At 65.6% G+C, this 23,758-nt stretch carries 24 protein-coding genes; 10 read left to right on the plus strand and 14 right to left on the minus strand.

The window, feature by feature from the left end; all coding sequences use genetic code 11:
- From DXT59_RS16230 to DXT59_RS16240, 3 genes are all read right to left on the minus strand, one after another.
- Complete coding sequence (locus DXT59_RS16230; protein WP_116137910.1) at nt 1–2,250, minus strand: hypothetical protein; 2,250 nt, start codon at nt 2,248–2,250, stop codon at nt 1–3.
- 53 nt (nt 2,251–2,303) lie between these two features.
- Nucleotides 2,304–3,521: a non-hydrolyzing UDP-N-acetylglucosamine 2-epimerase gene (wecB, locus tag DXT59_RS16235; RefSeq protein ID WP_116137911.1), complete on the minus strand. Its 1,218-nt coding sequence runs from the start codon at nt 3,519–3,521 to the stop codon at nt 2,304–2,306.
- Between the two features lie 237 nt (nt 3,522–3,758).
- A complete protein-coding gene (locus DXT59_RS16240; protein WP_205417442.1) occupies nt 3,759–4,235 on the minus strand; it encodes a hypothetical protein in 477 nt (158 codons plus the stop codon).
- Between the two features lie 267 nt (nt 4,236–4,502).
- Between DXT59_RS16240 and DXT59_RS16245 the strand changes: the two genes are divergently transcribed.
- From DXT59_RS16245 to DXT59_RS16255, 3 genes are all read left to right on the plus strand, one after another.
- Nucleotides 4,503–4,763: a type II toxin-antitoxin system RelE/ParE family toxin gene (locus tag DXT59_RS16245; protein WP_116137912.1), complete on the plus strand. Its 261-nt coding sequence runs from the start codon at nt 4,503–4,505 to the stop codon at nt 4,761–4,763.
- 6 nt (nt 4,764–4,769) lie between these two features.
- Nucleotides 4,770–5,072, plus strand: a complete 303-nt coding sequence (locus DXT59_RS16250; protein ID WP_116137913.1) for an addiction module antidote protein — start codon at nt 4,770–4,772, stop codon at nt 5,070–5,072.
- 155 nt (nt 5,073–5,227) lie between these two features.
- A complete protein-coding gene (locus DXT59_RS16255; protein WP_116137914.1) occupies nt 5,228–6,463 on the plus strand; it encodes a multidrug effflux MFS transporter in 1,236 nt (411 codons plus the stop codon).
- 129 nt (nt 6,464–6,592) lie between these two features.
- Here DXT59_RS16255 and DXT59_RS16260 read toward each other — a convergent pair whose 3' ends face one another.
- On the minus strand, nt 6,593–7,312 hold the full coding sequence (locus tag DXT59_RS16260) for a GntR family transcriptional regulator (RefSeq protein ID WP_116137915.1): 720 nt from the start codon (nt 7,310–7,312) through the stop codon (nt 6,593–6,595).
- Between the two features lie 171 nt (nt 7,313–7,483).
- Here DXT59_RS16260 and DXT59_RS16265 point away from each other — a divergent pair, with 171 nt between their 5' ends.
- The 3 genes from DXT59_RS16265 to DXT59_RS16275 all read left to right on the plus strand — a co-directional run bounded on the left by DXT59_RS16265 (nt 7,484) and on the right by DXT59_RS16275 (nt 10,916).
- On the plus strand, nt 7,484–8,704 hold the full coding sequence (locus tag DXT59_RS16265; RefSeq protein WP_116137916.1) for a pyridoxal-phosphate-dependent aminotransferase family protein: 1,221 nt from the start codon (nt 7,484–7,486) through the stop codon (nt 8,702–8,704).
- 65 nt (nt 8,705–8,769) lie between these two features.
- On the plus strand, nt 8,770–9,516 hold the full coding sequence (locus DXT59_RS16270; RefSeq protein WP_116137962.1) for a fumarylacetoacetate hydrolase family protein: 747 nt from the start codon (nt 8,770–8,772) through the stop codon (nt 9,514–9,516).
- Nucleotides 9,517–9,626: 110 nt separating this feature from the next.
- On the plus strand, nt 9,627–10,916 hold the full coding sequence (locus DXT59_RS16275) for an MFS transporter (protein WP_116137917.1): 1,290 nt from the start codon (nt 9,627–9,629) through the stop codon (nt 10,914–10,916).
- A 6-nt stretch (nt 10,917–10,922) separates the two neighbouring features.
- Here DXT59_RS16275 and DXT59_RS30660 read toward each other — a convergent pair whose 3' ends face one another.
- Entirely contained in the window at nt 10,923–11,096 is a 174-nt protein-coding gene (locus DXT59_RS30660) for a hypothetical protein (RefSeq protein ID WP_162878107.1), read from the minus strand.
- 153 nt (nt 11,097–11,249) lie between these two features.
- Here DXT59_RS30660 and DXT59_RS16280 point away from each other — a divergent pair, with 153 nt between their 5' ends.
- Nucleotides 11,250–12,809, plus strand: coding sequence for a methyl-accepting chemotaxis protein (locus DXT59_RS16280; protein WP_116137918.1), 1,560 nt, complete (start codon nt 11,250–11,252; stop codon nt 12,807–12,809).
- Between the two features lie 54 nt (nt 12,810–12,863).
- Here DXT59_RS16280 and DXT59_RS16285 read toward each other — a convergent pair whose 3' ends face one another.
- The 9 genes from DXT59_RS16285 to DXT59_RS16325 all read right to left on the minus strand — a co-directional run bounded on the left by DXT59_RS16285 (nt 12,864) and on the right by DXT59_RS16325 (nt 19,542).
- Entirely contained in the window at nt 12,864–13,262 is a 399-nt protein-coding gene (locus DXT59_RS16285; protein ID WP_116137919.1) for an HrpB1 family type III secretion system apparatus protein, read from the minus strand.
- A 60-nt stretch (nt 13,263–13,322) separates the two neighbouring features.
- Nucleotides 13,323–14,129 carry a type III secretion system export apparatus subunit SctT gene (gene sctT / locus DXT59_RS16290; RefSeq protein WP_116137920.1) on the minus strand — a complete coding sequence of 269 codons (807 nt, stop codon included), beginning with the start codon at nt 14,127–14,129 and terminating at the stop codon, nt 13,323–13,325.
- Between the two features lie 69 nt (nt 14,130–14,198).
- Nucleotides 14,199–14,684, minus strand: coding sequence for a type III secretion system protein (locus DXT59_RS16295; protein WP_116137921.1), 486 nt, complete (start codon nt 14,682–14,684; stop codon nt 14,199–14,201).
- A 14-nt stretch (nt 14,685–14,698) separates the two neighbouring features.
- Nucleotides 14,699–16,069 carry a type III secretion system ATPase SctN gene (gene sctN / locus DXT59_RS16300; RefSeq protein ID WP_420823395.1) on the minus strand — a complete coding sequence of 457 codons (1,371 nt, stop codon included), beginning with the start codon at nt 16,067–16,069 and terminating at the stop codon, nt 14,699–14,701.
- Between the two features lie 49 nt (nt 16,070–16,118).
- Nucleotides 16,119–16,991, minus strand: a complete 873-nt coding sequence (gene sctL / locus DXT59_RS16305; RefSeq protein ID WP_116137922.1) for a type III secretion system stator protein SctL — start codon at nt 16,989–16,991, stop codon at nt 16,119–16,121.
- Nucleotides 16,985–17,722: a type III secretion protein HrpB4 gene (locus tag DXT59_RS16310; RefSeq protein ID WP_116137923.1), complete on the minus strand. Its 738-nt coding sequence runs from the start codon at nt 17,720–17,722 to the stop codon at nt 16,985–16,987. The genes sctL and DXT59_RS16310 overlap by 7 nt, the downstream gene beginning before the upstream one ends.
- A 25-nt stretch (nt 17,723–17,747) precedes the next feature.
- Nucleotides 17,748–18,512, minus strand: a complete 765-nt coding sequence (gene sctJ / locus DXT59_RS16315; RefSeq protein WP_240324547.1) for a type III secretion system inner membrane ring lipoprotein SctJ — start codon at nt 18,510–18,512, stop codon at nt 17,748–17,750.
- Nucleotides 18,513–18,543: 31 nt separating this feature from the next.
- Entirely contained in the window at nt 18,544–18,945 is a 402-nt protein-coding gene (locus DXT59_RS16320) for a serine kinase (RefSeq protein WP_116137925.1), read from the minus strand.
- Between the two features lie 27 nt (nt 18,946–18,972).
- On the minus strand, nt 18,973–19,542 hold the full coding sequence (locus DXT59_RS16325; protein ID WP_116137926.1) for an HrpB1 family type III secretion system apparatus protein: 570 nt from the start codon (nt 19,540–19,542) through the stop codon (nt 18,973–18,975).
- Between the two features lie 330 nt (nt 19,543–19,872).
- Between DXT59_RS16325 and sctU the strand changes: the two genes are divergently transcribed.
- The 3 genes from sctU to sctP are packed head-to-tail and all read left to right on the plus strand — an operon-like array spanning nt 19,873 to nt 23,753.
- Entirely contained in the window at nt 19,873–20,931 is a 1,059-nt protein-coding gene (sctU, locus tag DXT59_RS16330; protein WP_116137927.1) for a type III secretion system export apparatus subunit SctU, read from the plus strand.
- 4 nt (nt 20,932–20,935) lie between these two features.
- Nucleotides 20,936–22,936 (plus strand): type III secretion system export apparatus subunit SctV, encoded by a 2,001-nt coding sequence (gene sctV, locus DXT59_RS16335; RefSeq protein WP_116137928.1) that lies wholly within the window; start codon nt 20,936–20,938, stop codon nt 22,934–22,936.
- 16 nt (nt 22,937–22,952) lie between these two features.
- Entirely contained in the window at nt 22,953–23,753 is an 801-nt protein-coding gene (sctP, locus tag DXT59_RS16340; protein ID WP_116137929.1) for a type III secretion system protein SctP, read from the plus strand.
- Nucleotides 23,754–23,758 lie beyond the last annotated feature (5 nt).

A 23,758-nucleotide genomic window follows, 5' to 3' on the forward strand; every position in this document is an offset into this window, starting at 1 on the left:
TCACTGCTCGCCGCGGTTGCGCTTGCGACGCGCGCGGGCGGCGACGATCATCAGCAGGACGAACGCGAGCAGCGCGATGCCGACCAGCGGCACACCCCACGAGACGTAACGGCGCCACTCGTAGAGCCCGCTTTCCCCCGCACCGGGCGGCAAGCTGGCGTCGGGGTTGCCGCTGTCGAGCCACGCGAGCGGCCCGTTCTCGCCGATGATCGCCAAGTTGCCGCGATTGAGCAGGAACGGCTGAGCGGCAGCGGCCCCGCTGCCGGGATTCGCCGCGGCCCCGCCCGCACCGATCGCATACCACAGCACGCCGTCCTCGCTGTGCGCTCGTACCACTTCCGCCGTCGATAGGCGTTTCAAACCCGTCACGTCGAGCCAAGTCGCGTTCGTGCCGTTGATCTGCAGACGCGCGCCGTTCGTCACGCGAGCGGAGGGGTCGGCGCCGTCGACATTGACCTCCATGGCGACGAAAGGCTTCGCCGGCTTGACCGCGCCCTGCGCCGGCGCGATCGTCAGCTCGGCCAGCGTGGGCGAGAGGCCGCTCGCCGACGCGATGGCGATCACGCGCTCGAGCGTGCCCGGTGCGGCTTGCAGATAGCGCGGCGGCACGATGAGTTGCGAGCGGCCGGCCAGGAGGGGCAGCAAGCCGATGAAGGTGCCGTCCGGCTCGGCATCGCCCGGCAAAATGTAGCTGAGCGAGGGCAGCACGTTCACGGGGTAGGCCTGCGGAATTTCGTTGCAGTCCGCGGAATACGGCTGGCGTTGCACGGACACGCGCAAGGTGTTGCTCTGGCCCAGGACATAGCCGGGCACGCGTGCCGCGAGTTGCTCGGGCTGGCCGTCGGCGGCCAGTTGCTTGGCGGCGAGCAGGACGCCGTTCCAGTAGACCGTCGCGACAGGATGCGAGGACGCGGGCCCGGGCGCGGCTGCCACATAGAGCACGATCTTCGACGGCATGCGCGAGTCGGCCGAGGCGGCCGCGAGCGGAAAACTCACCGTCCAGTCGCCGCGAGCGAGCACGTCGAAGCTCTGTCCGGAGCCGCCGAGGCTCGACAGTCGCACCATGGAGCCGCTATTGCGGGCATCGGGCTCGGCGATCGGCGCGACGAGGCTGTCGGTCTGAAGCGCGCGGCGCAGCGTGTTGTCGAACAGACCCGCGGCCTGGCCGCCTGCGTCGGCGGCGACGGCAATCACCGTGCGCGCACCGAGTTGGGCCAAGCGGATCTGATGCGAGCCGAGCAGCGTGTCGGCGAGCGTGCCATGCCGCGCTCGCCAATCGCGCAGTGCGGCGCTCGCGTCGGCGTCGCTCGCAAGCTGGGCGCCCAGCGCGTCGAGCGCACCGGCGAGGCGGGTACGCAATGCGTCGTCCGCCACGACGATATCGCCGCTGGCGGCCGGTGCGCCGAGTACGACGAGCGCGCCGAGTTCGGCGTCGTTCGCGAGACGGTGCGTCGCCGAGTTGTCGCGCAACGCCGCGAAAGCCGGGATCGCGGCGAGCGCGCCGGGCACGGCGATCCCGCGCGTATCGACGGCCTCGCCCACGGCCGGCAGCGCGCGCACCGATGCGCGCTTGCCTCCATGTTGGAGCGCCACGCCCAGACGCCATGCGCTGTCATAGGCTGCGGCGTCGAGCTTCGCCCCCGACACGAGCACCACGCTCTCGCCGGGCAACGTGTTCCAAGCGTCGTCGAGCGAGCCGATCGCGCCTGCGTCGAGATGGTAGGTCAGACGGGTGTGCGGCGAGACGACGACCGAATTCCCGTCGGAATGGTCGATTTCGCAATGGCGCGTGCCCGTGTTCGACCGCAGATTCACGGAAAGCCGGACGAATCCAGTGTCACGTGGGCGCGGCGCGACGGCGAGGGCGCGTTGCAGCAACCCTTCGCCATCGGCCAAGGGTTGGGAAACCACGGGCTGGTTGTCCACGGACACCACGACCGAAGCCGAACCGGGCTGCCCCTTCAGATAGCGCCCGTCCAACGCGATCGCCGCATCCGCGAGCGATAGGCTCTTCGGCACCGGCAGATAGAAATCTTGGCTCGCATTGCCGGTCAATACGACCGGCTCGGTAATGCCAAGGTCCGCGAGCGCGATGCTGCGCGCGAGGTTCGTGGTGGCGCCGAACTGGCGCAGCGCGTCCGCGGGTGCGCTCGCGCTACTGCTCGTGGGCAGCAACGCGCCGCCCGCGAAGGCGCCGAAGGCGAGGCAGGCGAGGCGGCGAGAAGCGAAGAGTCGGCTGGAAAGCGGCATGACACAGGGCTCGAAAGAGGGATGATTGGGCGCGCCGGGGTGTGAACTCGGGCCTATTGCGCCGCGTCGTCCAAAGCCACCTGGCGGACATGGGCCGCGCGCGTCGGCGCGTCGATCGCATGGGGCCGGACGGCGCTCGAAAACTCGTTGAACGGTTGCCCCTTGAGTGCGGCGACGATACGTTCCGCCGCGAGACCATCGCCATAGGGGCTGATCGGCTCCCGCCCGGCAACGCCCACTCGACGCTCCTCGAGCAGTGCGCGCACGCCGTCAACGATCGACTCCGTGCGCGTGCCGACGAGCCGGACGGCTCCGGCTTCGAGCGCTTCGGGGCGTTCGGTGACATCGCGCATGACGAGCACCGGCTTGCCGAGGGCGGGGGCTTCCTCCTGGACGCCGCCCGAATCGGTCAAGACGATCGTGGCGCGCTGCATGAGCCGCACGAAGCCGAGATAGTCGAGCGGCTCGATCAAATGGACGCTCGGCGAATTGCCGATCCGAGCGCGCACGGGCGTGCGGACGTTCGGGTTCAGATGGACGGGATAGACGATCTGCACGTCGCCGCTGCGTGCGAGTTGGTCGAGGGCCGCGCAGATGGCCGCGAAGCCCTCGCCGAAGCTTTCCCGGCGATGGCCCGTCACGAGCACGACCGGTTTGTCGTCGTCGAGTTCGGGCAACTGCGCGTCGAGCTTGGCGCGCAGCGCCGCGTCGGCATCGATGCGGGCCGTCGTCGCATAGAGCGCGTCGATCACCGAGTTGCCCGTCACGACGATACGGCCCTGCAGCGCTTCGGCCATCAAATTGGCTTTGGCGCGCGCCGTGGGCGCGAACATGATCTCGCTGATCGCGTCGATGACGCGCCGGTTCATCTCCTCGGGCCACGGGCTCGACAGATCGCCGGTGCGCAGTCCCGCCTCGACGTGGGCGACCGGGACGCGGCGGTGGAAAGCAGCCATCGCGGCGGCGCATGCCGTCGTCGTATCGCCGTGGACGAGCACGTAGTCGGGGCGCTCTTGAGCGAGTACGTCATCGAACGAGAAAATCAAGCGCGAGGCAAGACCGTTCAGCGTTTGATTGGCCGTCATCAATGCGAGATCGTAGCGCGGGCGAATATCGAATAACTCCAGCACTTGCTCGAGCATTGACCGATGCTGGCCGCTCACGCATACGATCGATTCTAAATCGGGGGCATCTTCGAGGGCTTTGATGACGGGTGCCATCTTGATTGCCTCGGGACGGGTGCCGAAAACGGATAGGATCTTCAACGACATCGTGACTTCCCCGTGAATGCGTATGCCGCGCGCGGCATGCGGCGGACTGGTCGTATGGTTCTGGGGCGCGCGAGCGGCAATCAGCGACGAACGTCGAATCGTTCCCGAGGTTCAATACTGCGCTATCGCACCGGGAACGAATTTTCTGAAATATCGGGAAAGATCATGCAAACAATCGTTAAATCGTTCGCAAACAAACGTCAAATAATGCGCGGGGTGGGGACGCAAACGTTTGATTTAATATCCGTGCGATAAAATGTCGCAGCCCTTGCGCGATGAATCGAGCGCATTACGCACCGCGTTATCGAACACCGTGCGGATAAATGTGGCGACTCGGCGATCGACTGAAGCGGTCACGAGCGTCAGCGGACATAATGGTGAACATTGCCCCGCCATATCGGCGAGTTGGGGCAGGCCATAAAATGCGTTGCAGGCATCGGACTGAACGACCCAGCGTCCGCCTAGATGTTTGCGGAAAACTTCTCCCACGTAGCGAGCCATGCCGTCCACGAGTTGCGCCTCGCGGCGCCGCTTGACGTGTTCGATGCTCGGATACCGCGCCAACGCGAATTGCTCGATGGCGCTCAACGATTCGCGGGAGAAATCCAAGCGGACCGCCACCTCGGCGGGGATCGACTGACGAAGCCCCGCGATGGCGTCGTGCATATCCGTCAACCAAACGTGAAACCGGTCCTCGTCGATCCGCATCGTCAATCCCAGCCATCCGTGGGGGAAAAATAGCGCTGGGCTATTTGCGTGTTGCCGCAAGGGCCCAGGGCCTGCCGCCGTCTCAGTTCGAAATGCGCGCCGGAAGTTGCGTCCAGCTCATGGCGACATGATAGCCGCGGCGCGCGGCGGGTTCTCGGGAGCCGGGCGGCTGCGGGGCGGGAGAGTCCGCCGCCAACTGCTCCGCGGACCTGGATTGGTCTGATATTTGGCACTTTCGTGTCCGTTGAGATGTTCCGCCATTAGGGTCGCCGCATATCGCATCGCGACGACCGAGTGGCCAAGCGGCGCATACAGGCGCGCGTCGACCGGCTTGCAATGGGTAACTTCGGGGACAGCAAGCTTGTCGGCGCGCCGATTACGGAATTGCGGATCGATCATGGCCCCGGCTATCGGGTGTACTGCACGCGGCGAGGTCAAGTACTGGTCGTCCTGCTTTGTGGCGGGGACAAGTCCTCGCAAGACGCCGATATTCGCGCGGCTCACGCGATGCTCGGCCGCTTAGACTTGGAGTGATTCGTTATGGAAATCGTGAAAACGCGCCCCTGGGACTCGGCCGATCATCTGAAGACGGAGGAAGACATCGCGGAGTATTTCGACGCGTGCCTGGTCGAAGGGGGCGATGATCCTGCTTTTATCGCCCACGCCCTCGGCGTCATCGCACGAGCACGCGGCATGTCACAAGTCGCACGCGACGCCGGGATCTCGCGCGAAGGGCTCTATAAAGCGCTTTCGGCCGAAGGTAACCCCAGTTTCGGCACCATCCTCAAAGTCATTAAAGCTCTCGGCCTCCAACTGCACGGATCGCGCGCCGCGTCTACTTAATCAATCGGCGTGCGGCCGATACGGCCCAGCGGACCCCGCCAGCAAGTCTTTTCGCAAGTCACTACAATAGCGCACGACGATCCTCGGACCGGCTTGCCCGCCGAGCGCGAACCGTCCCCCGTTGCTCGAGCCTGGCCCCGCTACCCGTTGCTTTGATGACTCCCGATCTGTCCGCTCCTCCCTTGGCGCCGCCGCGCAAACAAAATTCGCCGCGCTTCCTCTTGCTTCTGATCTGCCTGTTCGCGTCAGCCGGGCAACTCGCCATCGACATCTACGTCCCCGCGCTGCCGGCCATGGCACGTTACTTCGCCACGTCGCCGCAAGCGATTCAGTCGAGCGTCTCGGGCTACATGGCGGCCTACGCGCTCGGTCAGCTCATATTCGGGCCGGTTGCCGACGCCTACGGACGCAAGCGCGTGCTCGCGTTCGGTCTCGTCATCTATACGCTCGGTTGCCTGCTCTCGCTCGCGGCGCCGAATCTCGAAACGTTCATTCTCGCGCGCTGCCTGCAAGGCTTCGGTATCGCCGTCACGAATCTGCTGGCCAAGGCGATCATCACCGATTCGTTTTCCGGCCAAGGGCTGATCCACGCGTTCACCTACATGTCGATCGCCTGGGGGCTCGCGCCGATCGTTGCCCCCGTCATCGGCGCGCATTTGCAGACATGGTTCGACTGGCAAGCGTGTCTCGTCTTTCTACTCGTCTATTCGCTGCTGATGTGGGCCATTCTCTGGCGTTATCGCGAGACGCTGCCCGCCCCGGTTCATCTGGAGCCGCGCACGCTCGTGAAAAACGCGCGCATGGTCTTGTCGAGCCCGGTATTCCAAAGCTGTTTTCTTGCGCAAGGGCTGTGCTACAGCATCTTGCTCGTGTTCAACATCGTCGGGCCGTTCATGGTCCAAATCACGCTGCACAAAGAACCGACCTATTTCGGCTACCTCGCGCTCGGCATCGGGATGATGTATTTCCTAGGCGGCCTATCGAATCGGCTCCACGGACCGCGGCTGCCCACGGCGGAAACCCGCCTGCGCGCCGGCGCATGGTCGATGGCCGCGGCCTCGCTCGCCATGCTCGCGCTTGCCTCGACGGTCGGTCTGCGGGTTTGGACGCTCGCGGTGCCGGTCCTCGTTATGGGTCTTTGCGCGGGGGCCATGTATCCCACGCTGATGGCCAAGGGCAATTCGCTGTTCCCGCATATCGCAGGGTTGACGAGTGCGATTCTCGGGTGCGCGCTGCTGCTCGTGTCGTCAGCCATGATGGGACTGGCCGGCTTCGTATCGGTGCATACGCTGCTCCCGCTCGCCGTGTTCTTTGCGATTCTCGCGGGGACGGTCGTCGTCATGGTCACGAAGCTGCTGCGGCATCTATCGCAATTGGAAGTGCGAGCTTAGCGGGTCGGGAAGAGCCTGCATCGAGCATGACCATTGCCTCAGTGGCTCACGGCTCCGAACGGTGACTCACTGCATGCGAGACACGGTGTAGCCAAATTCGCTACACATGAAGCCTTTTTTGCTCCAATCCTACTCCCCGGCGTGTTCGGTCTCTTGGCGCACCGCCGCCTGCCCGAGCACCGCGTCGCGCTTGGCCAGCAAATGCGTGCGCAAAATCGCCGCCATTTTCTTGCCGTCGCGCGCCTCCAGCGCCCGAATCATCTCTTCATGATCACGGACGGCGCTTTCCCATTTCGAGGCCGAATAATTCGAACGAAACCGCAGGGCCTGCAACCGGCGATTCGTCGCCAGGTACATCTGTCGCAGCGCCGTGTTGCGTGCTGCCTCGCTGATGCGGTCGTGAATCGCGCGGTTGCGCGCGTAGTAACCAGGCAAATCGTGCTGCACGTGGCAAGCGAGCATTTCGTCATGCAGCACCTTGATCTCGGCCAATTCGGCGGCCGTGATGCGCTCGCACGCCAGCTCGCCTGAAAACGCCTCGAGCCCGCTCATCAGTTCGAACGTCTCGCGGACCTCGACCTCGCTCATCTGCGACACGATCGCGCCCCGATTGGGCAGCAGTTCGACGAGCCCCTCGACGGCCAGCACCTTGAACGCCTCGCGCAGCGGCGTACGCGATACGCCGAGGCGCTCGCAGAGCTCGCGCTCGTTCAGCTTCAAGCCCGGCGCAAGCAGCCCCTCGACGATAAACGTGCGCAGATGATCCACAACCGTGTCGTGCAACTGCTGGCGCTCCACCTTCGGCAAAAGCGGCACGACATCGGCGCTTGGCGCGCTCGTATTTTGCATGCAAACCTCCCCCCACTTCCAATGACAGGAATTTTACAGGAGCATTCGCGGCTGCCTGCCGCTTTTGGCGCGGCTCGCACATCATCATGCCTGCCCCTGTTTTCTCTTCCATCAGACAAAAACATGAGTTAAAGTTTTTTGCATTCAAAATTCAAAACAAGGACCCGACGCATGTTGAAGCTCGACTTCCACCCGGCCGGTCGCCACTTTCTGCAGATTCCGGGGCCGAGTCCGGTGCCCGACCGCATCTTGCGCGCGATGAGTCTGCCCACGATCGACCACCGCGGCCCGGAGTTCGGCGCGCTGGGGCTGAAAGTACTCGAAGGCATCCGCAAGATCTTCAAGACGAACCAGCCCGTGGTGATCTACCCGGCGTCCGGTACGGGCGCTTGGGAAGCGGCGCTCAGTAACACGTTGAGCCCGGGCGACAGCGTGCTCATGTACGAAACCGGACATTTCGCCACGCTGTGGAAGAAGATGGCCGAGAATCTGGGGCTCAAGCCCGAGTTCCTCGGCTTGCCCGGCACCGAGGGCTGGCGCCGCGGGGTGCAGGCCGACCGGATCGAAGCGCGTTTGCGCGCCGATGCCGGCCACACGATCAAAGCCGTGTGCGTCGTGCACAACGAAACCTCGACGGGCGTCACCTCCGATATCGCCGCCGTGCGCCGCGCCATCGACGCGGCCGGGCATCCGGCGCTGCTGCTCGTCGATACGATCTCGGGCCTTGCCTCGGCCGACTACCGGCATGACGAATGGGGCGTGGACGTCACGGTGTCCGGCTCGCAAAAAGGCTTGATGCTGCCGCCCGGCATCAGCTTCAACGCCGTTTCGCCGAAAGCACTCGAAGCGAGCAAAACGGCTAAGCTGCCGCGCGCGTTTTGGGGCTGGGGCGAGATCATCGAAATGAACAAGCAGGGCTACTGGCCGTACACGCCGAGCACGAATCTGCTCTACGGGCTGGCCGAGGCCATCGACATGATTCTCGCGGAAGGGCTCGAGAACGTCTTCGCGCGCCATCAACGGCTCGCTTGCGCCTGCCGCGCCGCCGTCACGGCCTGGGGCCTCGAGATCCAGTGCGCCGATCCGGCCGTCTATTCGCCCGTGCTGACCGGCGTCGTGATGCCCGAAGGTATCGATGCCGACGCCGTGCGCAAACTCATCTACGAGCACTTCGACATGTCGCTCGGCACGGGGCTCGGCAAGGTCAAAGGCCGCATGTTCCGCATCGGCCACCTTGGCGATTGCAACGACCTCACGCTAATGGCCACGCTTTCGGGGTGCGAAATGGGGCTGCGGCTCGCGGGCGTGAAGCTCGCCGGCAGCGGCGTCTTGGCCGCAATGGATCACCTGACGCGGAACGCGGTGAAGCCGGTACTGGGGGGGGCAGCATGACGGCGCGCTCGATAAACGATGTAGATGCCGGAGCGTCCGGCGATCGGATCGGCCGATTGGCGCGCATGCTCGCGAGCGCACGCGCGGCAGGGCCCGGCGCGCGCATCGCCGAATTGGCCGCCGATCTGGCGCCCGCGAGCGAGGACGAAGCCTATGCCGTCCAAGACGCCATCCTGCGCGAGATGAATCAAGCGGCCGGCGGCTGGAAGATCGGCGCCAAATCGGCCGGCGGTCCCGCGCAAGGCGCGCCGCTACCCGCGCGCGACGTCCACCGCGGCGCGGCCGCGCTCGCGCATGCGGCCTATGCGAAACCCGGACTCGAACTCGAGGTGGCCTTCGTACTCGGCCGAGGATTTCGGTCCGATGACGGTCCTCAGAGCGAAGCCGCCGTGCGCGAAGCGATCGCGAGCGTGCATGCCGCGATCGAAGTCGTCGCGAGCCGGTTTACGCTCTGGCCGAACGTCGACAAGCACTGGCAGCTCGCGGACTTGCAAAACAACGGCGCGCTCGTCGTCGGCGAGGGCGTGCCGTACGACACGCGGTTCGAAACGCATTTCCCGTTCGTCTCTCCCTCGATGCGCTTTACGTTCGACGGCGCCGACATCGTCCGTGCGGCCCCCGCCAATCCGGCCGGCGATCCGCGCTGGCTGCCGTACTGGCTCGTCAACCACTGTATGGCGCGCGGGCTCGATCTCGCCCCGGGTACCGTACTCACTTGCGGCTCATACACGGGCATGTACTTTCCCGCGGGCGCGGGCGTCGCGCGCGGAGAAATCGAAGGGTTGCCGCCCGTCGAATTGACCTTGACGTGAAGGTGGCCTGACCGCCGGCCGGCGTGCGTCATCGCCGCGCGCACGTATCCGAACAGTGACGTACTTGTTGTAGCGGACGCGGCAACGCGTCTGTCCACCTAAGGAGACCGATGATGTTTCGTCGAGCCACCATGCGCGTGCTGTTGCTGTTGTGCGTGATGTATCTCATCACTTACGTCGACCGCGTCAACGTGAGCACCGCGGCCAGCGCATTCGGCGCCGAGTTGCATCTCACGCACACGCAGATCGGCCTAGTGTTTTCCGCATTCGCTTATCCGTATCTGCTGTTCCAAATCATCGGGGGCTGGGTCGGCGACCGCTTCGGCCCGCGCCGTACGCTCGCCGTCTGCGGCATCGTCTGGGCCGGCGCGACGATCTTGACGGGTCTGGCCACGGGCTTCGCATCGATGATCGCCGCGCGCTTGCTGCTGGGCCTCGGCGAAGGCGCGACGTTCCCGACCGCGACGCGCGCCATGTCGAACTGGATGCCGAGCGATCGGCGCGGCTTCGCGCAGGGCATCACGCACGCCGCCTCGCGCATCGGCAATGCGGTCGCCCCACCGCTGATCGTCTGGCTCATGGTGTCGACGAGCTGGCGCGGCGCGTTCATCATCACCGGTATCGGCAGCTTGATCTGGGCGCTCATCTGGGCTTGGTACTTCCGCGACGATCCGCGCGATCACCCCCGCATCACCGACACCGAATGCGATCAGCTCGCCGCCTACTCGGGCAGCAAGGAGCGCACACCCGCGCCGTGGGGGCAGCTCTTTGCGCGCATGAGTCCCGTCACCGCGGTCTACTTCTGCTACGGGTGGGTGCTCTGGCTGTTCCTGAGTTGGCTTCCGCAATACTTTCTGCACAACTATCACTTGCAGCTCGGCAAATCGGCGCTATTCGCGTCGGGCGTCTTCTTCGCCGGCGTGCTCGGCGACTGGCTGGGCGGCTCGGTCACCGATGCGATTCTGCGCAAGAGCGGCAACGTACGCACGGCGCGCAACGTCATGGTCGGCGTGTGCATGCTGCTGACGCTGATCTCGCTGGCCCCGATCATGCTGATGTCGAACATCTCGCTGACGCTGGCCGCCATCTGCCTGAGCGCCGGCTTCTTCTTCAACGAAATGACGATCGGCCCGATGTGGGCCGTGCCGATGGACATCGCGCCGAAACACTCGGGCATCGCAAGCGGGATCATGAACTGCGGCTCGGCGGGCGCCGCCATCGTGAGTCCCGTCATCGGCGGCTGGCTCATCGATAAGACCGGCGACTGGAATTTGCCGTTCATCGTCTCGATGGCGCTGATGGCCATCGGCATCGTGCTGTCGTTCACGATGTCGCCCGATCGCACGCTCGGCACCGAAACCGGTGACAAGCAAACGTCGCGAGCCGGCAAACTCGTTTGAATCGCGCTATCGCCCCGGCGCAATGCTTTTCACCCGGCGCCCCGGATTATTCCGGGGCATTTTTTTATTTGAAAGCGCATAGCGCGCGCAATGGGTTCCTTGCAACGCCTCGATTTCCCGCAGAACGATGGCGCCAATCGAAAGGATCGGCGTTCCATATTCGGCGTCGAATTTCCACATATTGGAATTCGGCACATTTTTTACGCGTTAACCATTAAGTTTTCATCATCGTTGCCGATCAGCTTAGGATCAACCCGCGGTCGATCCGCTCAGCAACGCTCCCGCCGCGAGTGCACCAACGGCACTCGAACGACGGCCTATAAGGAACCAGTCATGTTGAAGAAGTTGTCGATAAGGGCATCGCTTACCTATTTCGTCGTGTTCGTCGCGATCGTGCTGCTGGTCGGCGCGGCGGGCGGCTTGCTTTCGCTGCGCGCGAGCAATGCCTCCCTCGAACAGATGTATCAAGTCGATACGCCCGCGGTGGCCGATCTGGAAGGCAGCGCCGAACAACTGCTGCGTTTGCGCCTGGCGTTGGCCACTTATTCATCGTTGACCGAATTGAACGATACGAACGGCGCCGCGGCCGTATTGACCCGTTTCGATACGTATTTGAAACAATCGAACGATTTGCTTTCGCATTACGTCAGCATCGCCGGAGACGACGAAGACGGTAAACGCCTGCTCGATCAGATGAACGAAAAGCGCGACGCGTTCTTGCATCAAGGCGTCGAACCGGCGATGACCGCGCTCAAAGCCGGCGACAAGACGACGTTCCTGGAATTGCAATCGCATAAACTGCCTTCGCTTTACAACGGCTACGAAAAAGCGATGCAGGCGCTCGAAAAGCTTCACCTCACGCATGGCGCGCAGCGCTATAGCGAAGCCGAGCAACGCTTCACCTATGTCGCCACCGGCGTAGTGATCGGTATGGCATTCGCGCTCATCATGTCATGGGTTGCGCGGGTGATGCTGATGCGCGCGATCGTGCAGCCTGTCGACGAAGCAATCGAGCAATTCGAGCGCATCGCCGCGGGCGATCTGACGCGCCGCGTCGAAGTCACGAGCAGCAACGAAATGGGCCGGCTCTCGGCCGCCTTGCGCAAGATGCAGGAGGCGTTGATCGCGACCGTCGACGGCGTGCGCCGCGGCACGATGGCGATCGATACGGGCGTGAGCGAAATCGCCGCGGGCAACGCCGATTTGTCGCAGCGCACGGAGGAGCAAGCGGCGTCGCTGCAAGAAACGGCGGCCAGCATGGAGCAACTGACCTCGACGGTCAAGCAGACCACCGACAACGTCAAGCACGCGAGTTCGCTTGCGCAGGGCGCATCGGGACTCGCCACGCAGGGCGGCGATCTGAACCGGCAGGTGGTCGATACGATGCAGCGCATCGTCGGCGACTCGCGACGGATCGGCGAGATCGTCGGCGTGATCGAGGGGATTGCGTTCCAGACCAACATTCTCGCGTTGAACGCCGCGGTGGAAGCGGCACGCGCAGGCGAGCAAGGACGCGGCTTCGCGGTGGTGGCGGGCGAAGTGCGCTCGCTCGCGCAGCGCAGCGCGGCGGCGGCCAAGGAGATCAAGGATCTGATCGACGAATCGACGGTACGTATCGAATCGGGCGCTCACCTCGTCGAACGTTCCGGGACGACGATGACGGAGATCGTCGATTCGATCGCGCGCGTGAGCTCGATCATGAGCGAGATCGCGTCCGCCGCCGATGAGCAAAGCACGGGCATCGATCAAGTCAATCGCGCTGTCACGCAGATGGATCAGGTGACGCAGCAAAACGCCGCGCTCGTCGAGCAGGCCGCCGCCGCCGCGGGGTCGCTCGAGGAGCAGGCGAGAAAGTTGTCGGAGGCCGTCGGCGTCTTCAGGATCGCCGGTTGAACGATGGACGAGGCGCGCCGCGGCGCCTCGCTTATGGCAATCCACCGCCGCCTTTTAGCGCCCCGCGACCTGCGGCGCCGCGAGCAGCGCTTCGGCGGTCCGGGTCGCCATGACGTCGTCCGATTGATAGGCCGCCGCGTACGCATACGTACGCCAAGCCGGATCGCCTAGCGCATAGAGACACACCGCGGCCAGCGCGGTGCCGCGCGAGGACAGCGCGCCGTCGCGCTCGACGCGCCGCAATTCACCTAGCGCTTCCCCCCAGCGACGCGCACGCACGTGCCACCAAGCCATCACCTCGCGCGTCTCGCCGCTTTGCGGCCGCAACACGGCCAGCGCGTCGATCAGATCTTGCACGTCCGCGAACGTGTCGAGCGCCGCGCCCGCCCATAGCACGTCCATCATCCCGGCAACGATCGCGTTGCCCGTGTTCTCTTTCATCGACTCGATCATCTCTTTCTCCGCACTTTTACGAGCAACACGCCAATCCATACGCGAGCACGCATCGTCGCCTCACTTGCCATGCGCGAGGGCGCGCGCCTCGGCGGCGATCCCGGTGAGCGACAACTGGTCGCGCACTTGATCGATGAAGACGGCCGCCATCAGCGCCAGCATCAAGATCGTCAACGCGCCTTTGACCGGCTGAGCGAGCGACGGCAGATCGAGCTTTTGCGACACCTTCCCCGTGAAACCGAAACCGATGTCGATGAGCAGCAGCAGCAGCATCATCGGCGTCGCGAGCTTGGCCACCGTCTCCATCAAAGAATCGGTCTTCATCAGCACGAACGCCTCGAAGATCGTGCCGCCCGAAGGTATCGCGCCGGCCAGAGGCCACCACGCATACGATTCGTAGATCGCGCCGAGCAGAAAGGTCATGCCGCCGAGACACCAGAACGCGGCAATCGCGAACTGACTCAGCAGCGTCGAGGTGAGCGAGGTCTGCTGGCCCTGGCTCGGGTTCTGCATCTGCAATTGATTGAAGCCGGTCAGATCGTCGACGTAGGTGCCCACGCTCTCCGCGGCCCAGAACACGGTCGATGCGGCAAAGCCGAGCCCCACGCCGATCAGCGCTTCCTTCAAGCCGATGCCGACGAGCACCGTCGCATCGCCCTGCTCCAGGAGCCCGCGCTGTCCATAGGCGACGAAGCTGCCCCACAGCAGCGCGAGCGCGGTGCGCACGCGGCCCTGAATGACGTTATCCGACGTGGGAGGGAAGATCATCATCAAGACCATCAGCCGTTCGCTGCACAGCCCGAGAACGATCATGAACCGCACGAGGTCGTGGCTCGATTCGATCGTCGCGTAAGTGATCTCGCTCATGTCGCTTGCCTGTCGTTTTCGTCATCGATATTAGGGTCTTGCGTTCGCCGCGCCCGCGCGCGGTGAGCGTCAACGCGCCGGCGACGGCCGGCGGTTTTCCGACGTTTCCTCGTCCTGCGCATCCTCGATCGCGAGCTCGATCGCCTTGACGAGCGCATCGCGCCGTTTATCGTAGATGTCGATGCGCGCGCGATTGCGCAGGATCTGCGTACGCGCATCGGCGATCTGCGCCTCCTTCGCGGCCAGCGCCTGCGCCGCCTGCTGGGCCTGCGCCTCCAGCATCGCCTGCTGCTCGGCCGAATGCGCGCGAAATTCGCGCAGCTTCAGGTAGTCGTCCGCCCGAAACGAAGCGCCGCCGAGCAGTGCGTCGATCTTGCCGTCTTGGTGCGCAAGCTCGACCGCATGCGCATCGACGGCGCCGCGGCATTCCTCGAGCGCACCTGAGAGCGCCTGCAATTCGCCGCGCAGCAACCCGAGCGCCGAATTGAGCTTGCGGTCGAGCTGGCGGCGGCGCGAGAGCACGCGCTCGAACGCGCTAATACGGCGGTCTTTCATCGCGGTCCCTCCGGCTACGGCTGAACGAGCTCGCCGAGCATGCCGAGCGTCTCGCCGGGCTCGACGAGCAAGTCGGTCGGCTGACCGAGGAACGCGCGGATCGCTTCGATTTTCGCGATCGCCTCGTCGGCGAGCGGATCGGTGCCGCTCTGGTATTCGCCCACCTGCAGCAACAGTTCGACTTCCTTGTGCTTGGCCATCAACCGGCGTACATGGCCCGCCGCCGCCACGTGCTCGCGCGAGACGACCTGCGTCATGACGCGCGAGAGGCTGCCGAGCACATCGATGGCGGGATAGCGGTTTTGGGCGGCGATCTCGCGCGACAAGATCATGTGGCCGTCCAAAATCCCGCGCACCTCCTCGGCGATCGGGTCGCCGCCCGATTCGTCTTCGGCCAGCACCGTGTAGAGCGCCGTGATCGAGCCGTGCTCGGAGCGTCCCGCACGCTCGAGCAGCCGCGGCAACTCGGCGAAAATCGACGGCGGGAAGCCGCGCCGGGTCGGCGGCTCGCCCATCGCGAGGCCGATTTCGCGTTGCGCGCGCGCGAAGCGTGTCAGCGAATCCATCATCAGCAGCACGCGCATGCCGCGATCGCGAAAATATTCGGCGACGGCCGTGGCCGCGTAGGCGGCCTTCGCGCGTTCGATCGACGATCGATCCGAGGTTGCGCAGACGACGACCGAGCGCGCCATCCCCTCGGGACCGAGGATGTGCTCGCAAAATTCGCGCACTTCGCGGCCGCGCTCGCCGATCAGCGCGATCACGTTGATATCGCAGCGCGCCCCGCGCGCGAACATCCCCATCAACGTGCTCTTGCCGACGCCGGCCGGCGCGAAGATCCCCATGCGCTGGCCTTCGGCCAGCGTCATCATGCCGTCGACGACGCGCACGCCGGTGGGCATCGGCGTATCGACGACGGGCCGCGACATCGGATCGGGCGGATCCGCGATGACGGGCTGCCACTCGTCGCAGTCCAGTTCGCCCTTGCCGTCGATCGGCTCGCCGAGGCTGTCGATCACGCGGCCGAGCAAGCCCATGCCGATGCGCAGCGAGAGCGGACGTTTGAGCCCGACGACGCGCGTGGCGCGCGAGACGCTGCCGAGCCGGCCGAACGGCGAGAGCAACGCCACGTCGCGCGAGAACCCGACGACTTCGGCGCGCTGCAGCAGCTCCCCCTCTGGCGAGCGCAATTCGCAGAGCTCGCCGAGCGTCGCATCCAGACCCGACACGCGTACCAGCGTGCCGATGACCTCCTGCACCTTGCCGCTCGCCGTAGGTTGCGGCCGCCCGCGCAGCTCGCGCTCCATCGCATCCATCAGCTCGGCGAAGCGGCGCGGCGGCGCGCTCGTTGCGTCGGCAACCGAATGGTCCGCGCTATCGATCATGGCATTGACTTCCATTTCATGGCTCTCTCGTATGGCCGATCTCGCGGGCTCAACCCGGCACGGCGTCCCATTCGGCGGGATCGAGCATGGCTTCGTCTTGACCGTTGCCGTTTGCGCCGTCATCGTCGCCGTTATCGGCATCGCCCCGTTGCGCCTCGAGCGCATGCGGCTCACTGATCGAGGACTGCTCGGCAGCGGCGTCGAGCGCGTCGATCTCCGGCAGGCTGCGCACCGCGCGCGCCAACGCGCCGCGCATGGCGGCCAGGTGCATCGACAGACTCGAGTCGACGCTGCCCAAATCGGTTTCCGCGACGCACGAGCCCGGCGTCAGCGTCGCATCGGCGCTCACCTGCAGCCGAACCGAGCGCCCGGCTTCGCGCCAGGACGAGGCGGCCGCTTGGAAGGCCTCGCTAGCGGCCGCCGCATCGTCCGGATGCACGCGCAGATGCACTGGACTGCCGTCCGCCACGATGCGCTCGACCGTTGCCGCCGCGCGCGCGAACAGCGCCTTCGGATCGGCCGATGCGACGATTTGTTCGACCGCCAGCGCCACGAGCTCGGCCAGCCGGTCGCGCGCCTTGCGCTCGAGCGTGCTGGCGTCGGCGTGCGCCTGCGCCGCGCGCGCGTGCCAATCGGTCAAGCCGCGCTCCATCCCCGCTTCGTAGCCGCGCCGCTCGGCGCTCGCGTACTCCGCCTCGGCTTGCGCGATGAGCGCGTCGGCCTGGGCGCGCGCCTGCCCGAGCAGCGCTTGCGCGTCGGCGCGCGCCGCATCCAACGCCGCCTCGCATTGGCGCTGCATGTCGGCATAGCCGGCATCGAGTTCGACGATCGCCGCCACGCGTTCGCGGCGCAACACGTCCTCTTCGAGGCCCACGCCAAGGCCTGCGCCTTCAAGCCGCGGGTTACGTAACCAGATCACCATGACCACTCCGGAAACAAGTCGGGCAGTTGCGAAACGATCGAAAGGCTAGCGTTCGAGCCCTCTTGGATAGCGCGCTCGGGGAGCGGCGCGGCGGCGTCCATGCCGGCCGGGAGCGCAAGCTGCATCAACGCGAGCGGGCCGTCGTGCGCCCAACCGCATTCCTGCTCGAACAGGCGAAAGCCGAGCCAGGCCAGCGCGTCGCCGTCTGCCGCGTCGAGCGCCGCCGCCCGCGCTGACGCTCCCTGCCGCGAGCGCAGCGCCAGCGGTCCCACGTCGCCCGCCAGCTCGCGGCCGCGCTCGAACAGCAGGCGCACGCCGCGCGCGCCGATCCACTCGGCCAGCAAGGTGCGCCGCGGCCGATCGATCCAGGCGCGCAATGACTCGGCGTGCTCGGCCAGGGCCCGCAGCCGAAACACGCTCAGGCATTCGGGCACGGGCAACACCGCCAGCGCGGCGCCCGGCGCGCGGAACGCCTCGAGCGGCGGCACCGGCAAGCCGAGCGAGTCGAGCACGGCATCGGCCAGTTGCGCCGTCTGGGCCGCGCCGCACGCCGGCAAGCGATCCGCGCACGGCACGGCGGCCAGACGCAGCGGATGCATCCATTCGAACAGCGTCCGACGGCGGCGGTGATGGCCGGCCAGCCGTGCCGCGCATGCCTCGGGCGTCTCCCGTCCGGCCGCGTCGGCACCGGGGCGATCCATTAGCGCATCGGCTGCCTCGTAGACGCTCATCGCCGGCTCGTTCGGTAGTGGCCGGTCACGCCGGCGCTTTGGCCGCACGCGCGGCGCGAGGGCCGAGGAACCGCGCGAGCGGGCCGCTCTTGAGCTTGTCCGCGTTGCCGCGCAGCAGCGCGAAGCCCGCCGCGATCAACAACAGCAGCGTACCGAGCGCTCCGCCGGCATAGAGGAGCGCGCCATCGCGCCGCGGACGCCTGGCCTGCAAGTCGAGCGCATCGGCCGGCACGCTCGTCACGCTCACCTGCTCATAGGTGAGTCCCTCGATGCTGTGCACGACGAGATTCTTGATGGCCGGCGTCAGGCGTTCGACGTCGGCATCGGGTCGATACTTGATGAACACCGAGGCCGACGACGGCTTGACCGACTGCGCCAGCGGATCGTTGTTGGGCAGGACAATCTGCACGCGCGCCACGACCACGCCGTCGATCTTGGAGAGCGTGTCGTCGAGCTCCTGCGACAGACCGTAGATGAAACGCACGCGCTCCTCGGTCGGCGTGGAGACGAGGCCGTCCTTCTTGAACAGCGAACCGAGATCGTCGTACTTCTTGCGCGGAATGCCGCGTGCGCGCAGCACTTCCATCGCATGCACGATCTGCTTGTCGTCCACGCTGACGGTCCAACTCTTGCCGCCGTCGGGCGAGCTCTTTTGCGCATCGACACCGTACTGCAGCAACGCTGCGACCATCTCGTTGCAGTCCGTTTCGCTGAGCTGGCCGTATAGCTCCTGCTTGCAGGCCGCGAGCGAAAGCGCGATCGCGATCGCCGCGACGAGCCGCCACGGCATGCCCGTTGAAGGCGCGAGGTTCGATTTCATGTCATTGGTTCTTCATGAGCGTTTGCACGGCATCCTTGGACGATTGCACGGTGGCCATCTTCACCTGCAAGTCGGCATTCAGGCTCGCGATCTCGAGCTGGATCGTCATGTCCGCGGCGGCGAGGCGCTCCATCGACAGCGCGCTCATGTGCTGCGTCATATAGAGCACGTCGTTCGGCACTTGGCGGTAGTAGCCGGCCTGCTCTTCCACGGCCTTCGTCACCAAATCGGGATGCCCGGCCGCGCCGGCCTGCGGCGCCTGATGATTGGCGTGCGCCATCATGGCCTGGAACTTGTCGACGAGATGCTGCGAGACGGCGTCGGTGTCCGGCGCGGCGGGCGACGTACCGGTGACCTTGGCAAGCTCAAACTCGAGATGCTGGGATGCAGTTACGATGCTCATGGTCTTTCTCCTCGTGAACGCGACGGCTCAGACGCGCATGTATTGCATCGTCAGGAGCATGTCGCTCGATGTTTGCGACGGCGTCGCGGCCGTGCAGCCCTCCTCGGCCTGCGCGCCCTTTTCGAAGGCGAGCGCCGAATCCGGCGCCACGAACCGTCCGGTGCGCTTCGCGGTCGCAACCGCCTGTTTCAACTCATCGCTCGCGAGCAATACCTTCGCGAGCCGTTCGACATCTTCGTTCGCGCCTTCCTCCAGCAGCTTGCGCGCTTCTTCCTGCCAACCGAACTCCTGTTTGGCTTTCAAGCACTGGAGCAGCATTCCCTTGCTGGCCGGCAGGCAGATCGAGCGCTCGACGAGCCCCCGAAACACCCACTCCGCTTCGCTCCACTCGCCGCGCAGCATCAGCAGCCAGCCGTCGAAGAACATGAACTCGCTCGACTGCGGGCGCAGCAGATGCAGCGCTTGAACGAGGTGCTCGATATCGTCGATATCGACCTGCGTGGGCGTGCCGGCGCCGCCGAATGCGACCCCGACGAGATCGACGATCGCACCGACGACTCCCGACGGGCACTGCGGCAGATCCTTCAGAACGTCCATCCTTTCCCCCAAGGAAATCAGATTCGACCGATGGCCCGCGATGGTTGGGGCGCGGCCTTCCGTTGACGCTAAGTTACGCAACCGCGCGCTCGCGCCACCGCCGAGGCACGAAGTCTCACAACGAATTGCGAAGCGGCGCCCATGCGCCGCCTTGCGAGGGACGCCCGCCGCGCGGCCCGCCCCCGGTGCGGGCGGGCGCACGCGCGGTTGCTTCGCGGCAGCCGCCGTCGCTTCGCATCGCCCGCGCTCGTGCTTCGCGGCGGCCGCTAACGTTGCGTCGGGGCGTCTCATTTCAGGGCGCCCGCGGATGAACAGCGAAGGACGCGCGTCATGAGCGACGAAAAAACCGAAGAGCCAACCCATAAAAAGCTGGAGAAAGTCCGCGAGGAAGGCCAGGTCGCAAAAAGCTCCGATCTCGTCGAAGTGGCCTCGCTCGCCTCGATCGTGCTCGTCCTAACGGCCGGCCAGCACTATCTCGCCGACACCTTCCGCGCCAGCGTCAAGGAGGCGATCGACTTCACGCATGGGGATCGCTCCCTGGACGAGTTGTGGGTCGTGCTGACCCATATCGCCCTGCATACGCTCGGTCTCATGTGCGCCATCGCGGCCGTCGCGCTCGTCGCGGCCTTGCTCGCGCTCGCGCCGCAGACGGGAGTGAAGATTTCGATGAAGGCGATCATGCCCAAGCTGGCGTCGGTGAATCCCGGCTCCGGCTTGCAGCGCATCTTTTCGATGAACTCGGCGATCGACCTCGTCAAGATGGTCGTCAAGGCCGCGGTCCTCGTCGCCGTCATGTGGCAGACGATCAAAGGGGCGATGCCCGTGGTGGCGAGCGCGCTCGATCAGTCGGTGCCGCAGCTCATCGGCGTGCTGTGGTCGGTACTCATGCACGTGGTGGTCGTCGCGTTGGGCGTGTTCATCGTCATCGGCGCGTTCGACTACAAGCTGCAGCACTGGCTCTTCATACGCAAGAACCGGATGTCGAAGGACGAAGTCAAGCGCGAACACAAGGAAAGCGACGGCAACCCCGAAATGAAGGGGGAACGCAAGCGCCTCGCGCGCGAACTGTCGCAGGAAGGCCCCAAGAGCGGCGTCTCACGCGCGAACGTCGTCGTCGTCAACCCGGTTCACTACGCCGTGGCGCTGCGCTACGACCCGGATGAATTCCCGCTGCCCGTCGTGATCGCCAAAGGCGTCGACGAGCAAGCGCTCGGGCTGCGGCGTCAGGCGATGCATGCGCGCGTGCCGATCGTCGCCAATCCGCCCGTCGCGCGGATGCTGCACAAGGTGCCGCAAGGTCAGCCGATTCCCGAAGAACTATTCGAGGTCGTCGCCGCGATTCTTCGCTGGGTAGACGGCCTCGCCCCACGAACCGCCATCACGGAGTAGTCAGATGCTCAAGACCATGAAGCTGCCGGGGGTGGGCGAAGCCGGCATCGCCATTTTGCTCGTCGCGATCGTCTCGCTGATGATTCTGCCGCTGCCGCCCGCGGTCATCGACGTCTTGCTCGCAATCAACATCACGATCAGCATCACGCTGCTCATGGTGACGATGTACGTGGGGCACATCGCGACGCTCTCCGCGTTTCCGTCGGTGCTGCTGTTCACGACCCTGTTCCGCCTCTCGCTGAACATCGCCTCGACCAAGTCGATTCTGCTGCATGCCGATGCGGGCGAAATCATCGAGAGCTTCGGCCAGCTCGTGGTGGGCGGCAATCTCGTCGTCGGCCTCGTCGTATTCATCATCATCTCGGTCGTGCAGTTCATCGTCATCGCCAAGGGCTCCGAGCGCGTGGCCGAAGTCGGCGCGCGCTTCACGCTGGACGCGCTGCCCGGCAAGCAGATGAGTATCGATGCCGACCTGCGCGCCAATATCCTGACTCCCGAGGAAGCGCGCAAGAAGCGCGCGCGGCTCGCCGTCGAAAGCCAGTTGCACGGCGGCATGGACGGCGCGATGAAGTTCGTGAAGGGCGATGCCATCGCGGGTCTCATGATCACGATGATCAACATCCTGGCGGGTATCGCCGTGGGCGTCGCCTACCACGGCATGACGGCCGGCGATGCCGCCAACCGCTTCTCGGTACTCTCGATCGGCGATGCGATGGTCTCGCAGATTCCCTCTCTGCTGATTTGCGTGGCCGCGGGCGTCATGATCACGCGCGTCGACGAAGGCGGGGATCACGGCGAATCGTCGCTCGGCGAGGACATCAAGCGCCAGTTCACGAGCAGTTCGCGGGCGCTCTACTTCGCGTCGCTGCTGCTGCTCGGTTTCGCCGCCGTGCCCGGTTTTCCGGCGCCGCTGTTCCTGCTGCTCGCGGGCACGCTCGGCTTCGTCGGCTACCGCCTGCAAAAAGGGCAGAAGGGGACGGGCAAGGGTGGCGGCAAGCCCGTGGGCGCCTTGCAGCGCGCGGGCGCAAAGGGCGACGCGCCCTCGATCCTGCCGCGCCCGCCGCAGTTCACCTGTCCGCTGGGCGTGCGGCTCTCCGCCGACGTCAGCGCCCGCCTGGCCGCCGATGCGCTCGACCGCGCATTCGACGCGCAGCGCAATGCGCTGCAGGCCGAAGTCGGCCTGCCGTTCCCCGGCATCATGATGTGGACCGACAGCGCGCTGCCCGAGCAGTGCTACGAAGTGCTGATTTTCGACGTGCCGCAAGGCCGTGCCTCTCTCGCCGAGCCGAACGCGACGAACGCGACGAACGCGACGAACGAGGCGAACGCGACGAACGAGGCGGCGGGCGACGCCAAGGCGGAGCCGGCCACGCCGGAAGCCGTGATCGCACGGCACACGATCGAGCTATTGCGGCGCAACGCGCATCTGTTCCTCGGTATCCAGGAAGCGCAGTGGATTCTCGATCAGCTCAACGAGGACTATCCCGGCCTCGTGGCCGAAGTGCAAAAGGCGCTGCCCCTGCAGAAGATGGCCGACGTGCTGCGCCGGCTGCTCGAGGAGGAAGTACCCATCCGCAACATCCGCAGCATCACGGAAAGCCTCATCGTCTGGGGGCCGAAGGAGAAGGACATGCTGATGTTGACCGAGTACATCCGCATGGAACTGGGCCGGCTCATCGCCTACCGCGCGACGGGCGGGCCGCGCGATCTGCCCGTCGTGCTCGTCGACGTCCAAGTGGAGCAGCACATCCGCCAATCGATCAAGCAAACGCCCACGGGCAACTTCCTCGCGCTGCCGCCCGACGAGATCGCGGCGCTCGTGGGGCGGATCGCGGACATCGTCGGGGACACGCCGCGCAAACCGCTTGCGCTGGTCGCCTCGATGGATATTCGGCGCTATCTGAAGCGGATGATCGAAGCGCGCCTGCCTTGGCTGCCCGTCTACTCGTATCAGGAGTTGGGCGCGCACGTCGACTTGCAGCCGGTCGACCGCCTGACCTTGTAACGGAGCGAGCCGCGTCATGCATTCCTTCGCATCGCACCGCGCCCGCATCATCGCGGCGCCCACGCAACACGCCGAACCGGCCGCCGATGCGCCGCCGGCCCAATTGAGCCGTCAGGCCGCGTTGTTCCGGCGTCTGCGCGAGGGCGCCGCGCGCGCCGAAATCGGCGCTTTCGACGACGAGCAAGCCGAGCCCTCGGCGTCGATGGAAGCGCCGCTCGCCGCCGAAGGCGATGCGCCATGCGGTTTCGACGCGATCCTGCGCGAGCCGCCGCGGCAAGAGGGGCGCAACGGCCAAGGCGATAACGGCGGCGGAGGCGATGGAAGCGGTGGAAGCGGCGGCGGCGCCGAAGACGAGGGCCAAGCGAGCGACGACGGCCAAGCCGCGGCGCAGATGCAAATGCAAATGCAGATACACATGCACATGCAATACGCCGCGCCCCCGCTCCCGACGCCGCCCGTGCCGCCACCCGCTCCGAGGGAGGCGCTGCGCGCGCAGCCGGTGTCCGGCGTCGAACGCGACGGCATGCATCGGCTCTTCGAATCGATCGTGGCCGAGGTGGCCGAGTTCTGCGCCCATCCCATCGTCGTGCAAAGCGGCAACTGGCAGATCACGATCCCGATCGATCCCGCGCTGCTACCGGGCTGCACGTTGAGCCTCGCGCTTTCGCATTTCCAATTGACGCTTCGCTTCGAGACCACGCTGGAGAGCTCGCGCCAATTAATCTCAGCACATGTAGCGACGCTTCGGGCAACCCTCGAACAACTGATGCAAAGCCGCTTGGACGGCACGCGCAGCGTCGAAATCATCGTCACCTAAGAGAA

This window comes from Trinickia diaoshuihuensis, assembly GCF_003390925.1.
GTDB classification, from domain to species: Bacteria; Pseudomonadota; Gammaproteobacteria; order Burkholderiales; family Burkholderiaceae; genus Trinickia; species Trinickia diaoshuihuensis.

Excerpts from the sequence above, each read along its gene's own strand:
- sctJ (WP_240324547.1), bottom strand. The coding sequence starts at position 18,512 with ATGCCGTGGCGGCTCGTCGCGGCGATCGCGATCGCGCTTTCGCTCGCG.
- sctT (WP_116137920.1), bottom strand. The coding sequence starts at position 14,129 with ATGAGCGAGATCACTTACGCGACGATCGAATCGAGCCACGACCTCGTG.
- wecB (WP_116137911.1), bottom strand. The coding sequence starts at position 3,521 with ATGTCGTTGAAGATCCTATCCGTTTTCGGCACCCGTCCCGAGGCAATC.
- DXT59_RS16325 (WP_116137926.1), bottom strand. The coding sequence starts at position 19,542 with ATGGACGTTCTGAAGGATCTGCCGCAGTGCCCGTCGGGAGTCGTCGGT.
- DXT59_RS16285 (WP_116137919.1), bottom strand. The coding sequence starts at position 13,262 with ATGATCGAGTCGATGAAAGAGAACACGGGCAACGCGATCGTTGCCGGG.
- DXT59_RS16265 (WP_116137916.1), top strand. The coding sequence starts at position 7,484 with ATGTTGAAGCTCGACTTCCACCCGGCCGGTCGCCACTTTCTGCAGATT.
- DXT59_RS16280 (WP_116137918.1), top strand. The coding sequence starts at position 11,250 with ATGTTGAAGAAGTTGTCGATAAGGGCATCGCTTACCTATTTCGTCGTG.
- DXT59_RS16260 (WP_116137915.1), bottom strand. The coding sequence starts at position 7,312 with ATGCAAAATACGAGCGCGCCAAGCGCCGATGTCGTGCCGCTTTTGCCG.
- DXT59_RS16270 (WP_116137962.1), top strand. The coding sequence starts at position 8,770 with ATGCTCGCGAGCGCACGCGCGGCAGGGCCCGGCGCGCGCATCGCCGAA.
- sctP (WP_116137929.1), top strand. The coding sequence starts at position 22,953 with ATGCATTCCTTCGCATCGCACCGCGCCCGCATCATCGCGGCGCCCACG.
- DXT59_RS16230 (WP_116137910.1), bottom strand. The coding sequence starts at position 2,250 with ATGCCGCTTTCCAGCCGACTCTTCGCTTCTCGCCGCCTCGCCTGCCTC.
- sctL (WP_116137922.1), bottom strand. The coding sequence starts at position 16,991 with ATGGTGATCTGGTTACGTAACCCGCGGCTTGAAGGCGCAGGCCTTGGC.
- DXT59_RS16310 (WP_116137923.1), bottom strand. The coding sequence starts at position 17,722 with ATGAGCGTCTACGAGGCAGCCGATGCGCTAATGGATCGCCCCGGTGCC.
- sctU (WP_116137927.1), top strand. The coding sequence starts at position 19,873 with ATGAGCGACGAAAAAACCGAAGAGCCAACCCATAAAAAGCTGGAGAAA.
- DXT59_RS16275 (WP_116137917.1), top strand. The coding sequence starts at position 9,627 with ATGATGTTTCGTCGAGCCACCATGCGCGTGCTGTTGCTGTTGTGCGTG.
- DXT59_RS16295 (WP_116137921.1), bottom strand. The coding sequence starts at position 14,684 with ATGAAAGACCGCCGTATTAGCGCGTTCGAGCGCGTGCTCTCGCGCCGC.
- DXT59_RS16250 (WP_116137913.1), top strand. The coding sequence starts at position 4,770 with ATGGAAATCGTGAAAACGCGCCCCTGGGACTCGGCCGATCATCTGAAG.
- DXT59_RS16320 (WP_116137925.1), bottom strand. The coding sequence starts at position 18,945 with ATGAGCATCGTAACTGCATCCCAGCATCTCGAGTTTGAGCTTGCCAAG.
- sctV (WP_116137928.1), top strand. The coding sequence starts at position 20,936 with ATGCTCAAGACCATGAAGCTGCCGGGGGTGGGCGAAGCCGGCATCGCC.
- DXT59_RS16255 (WP_116137914.1), top strand. The coding sequence starts at position 5,228 with ATGACTCCCGATCTGTCCGCTCCTCCCTTGGCGCCGCCGCGCAAACAA.
- DXT59_RS30660 (WP_162878107.1), bottom strand. The coding sequence starts at position 11,096 with ATGTGGAAATTCGACGCCGAATATGGAACGCCGATCCTTTCGATTGGC.
- sctN (WP_420823395.1), bottom strand. The coding sequence starts at position 16,069 with ATGATCGATAGCGCGGACCATTCGGTTGCCGACGCAACGAGCGCGCCG.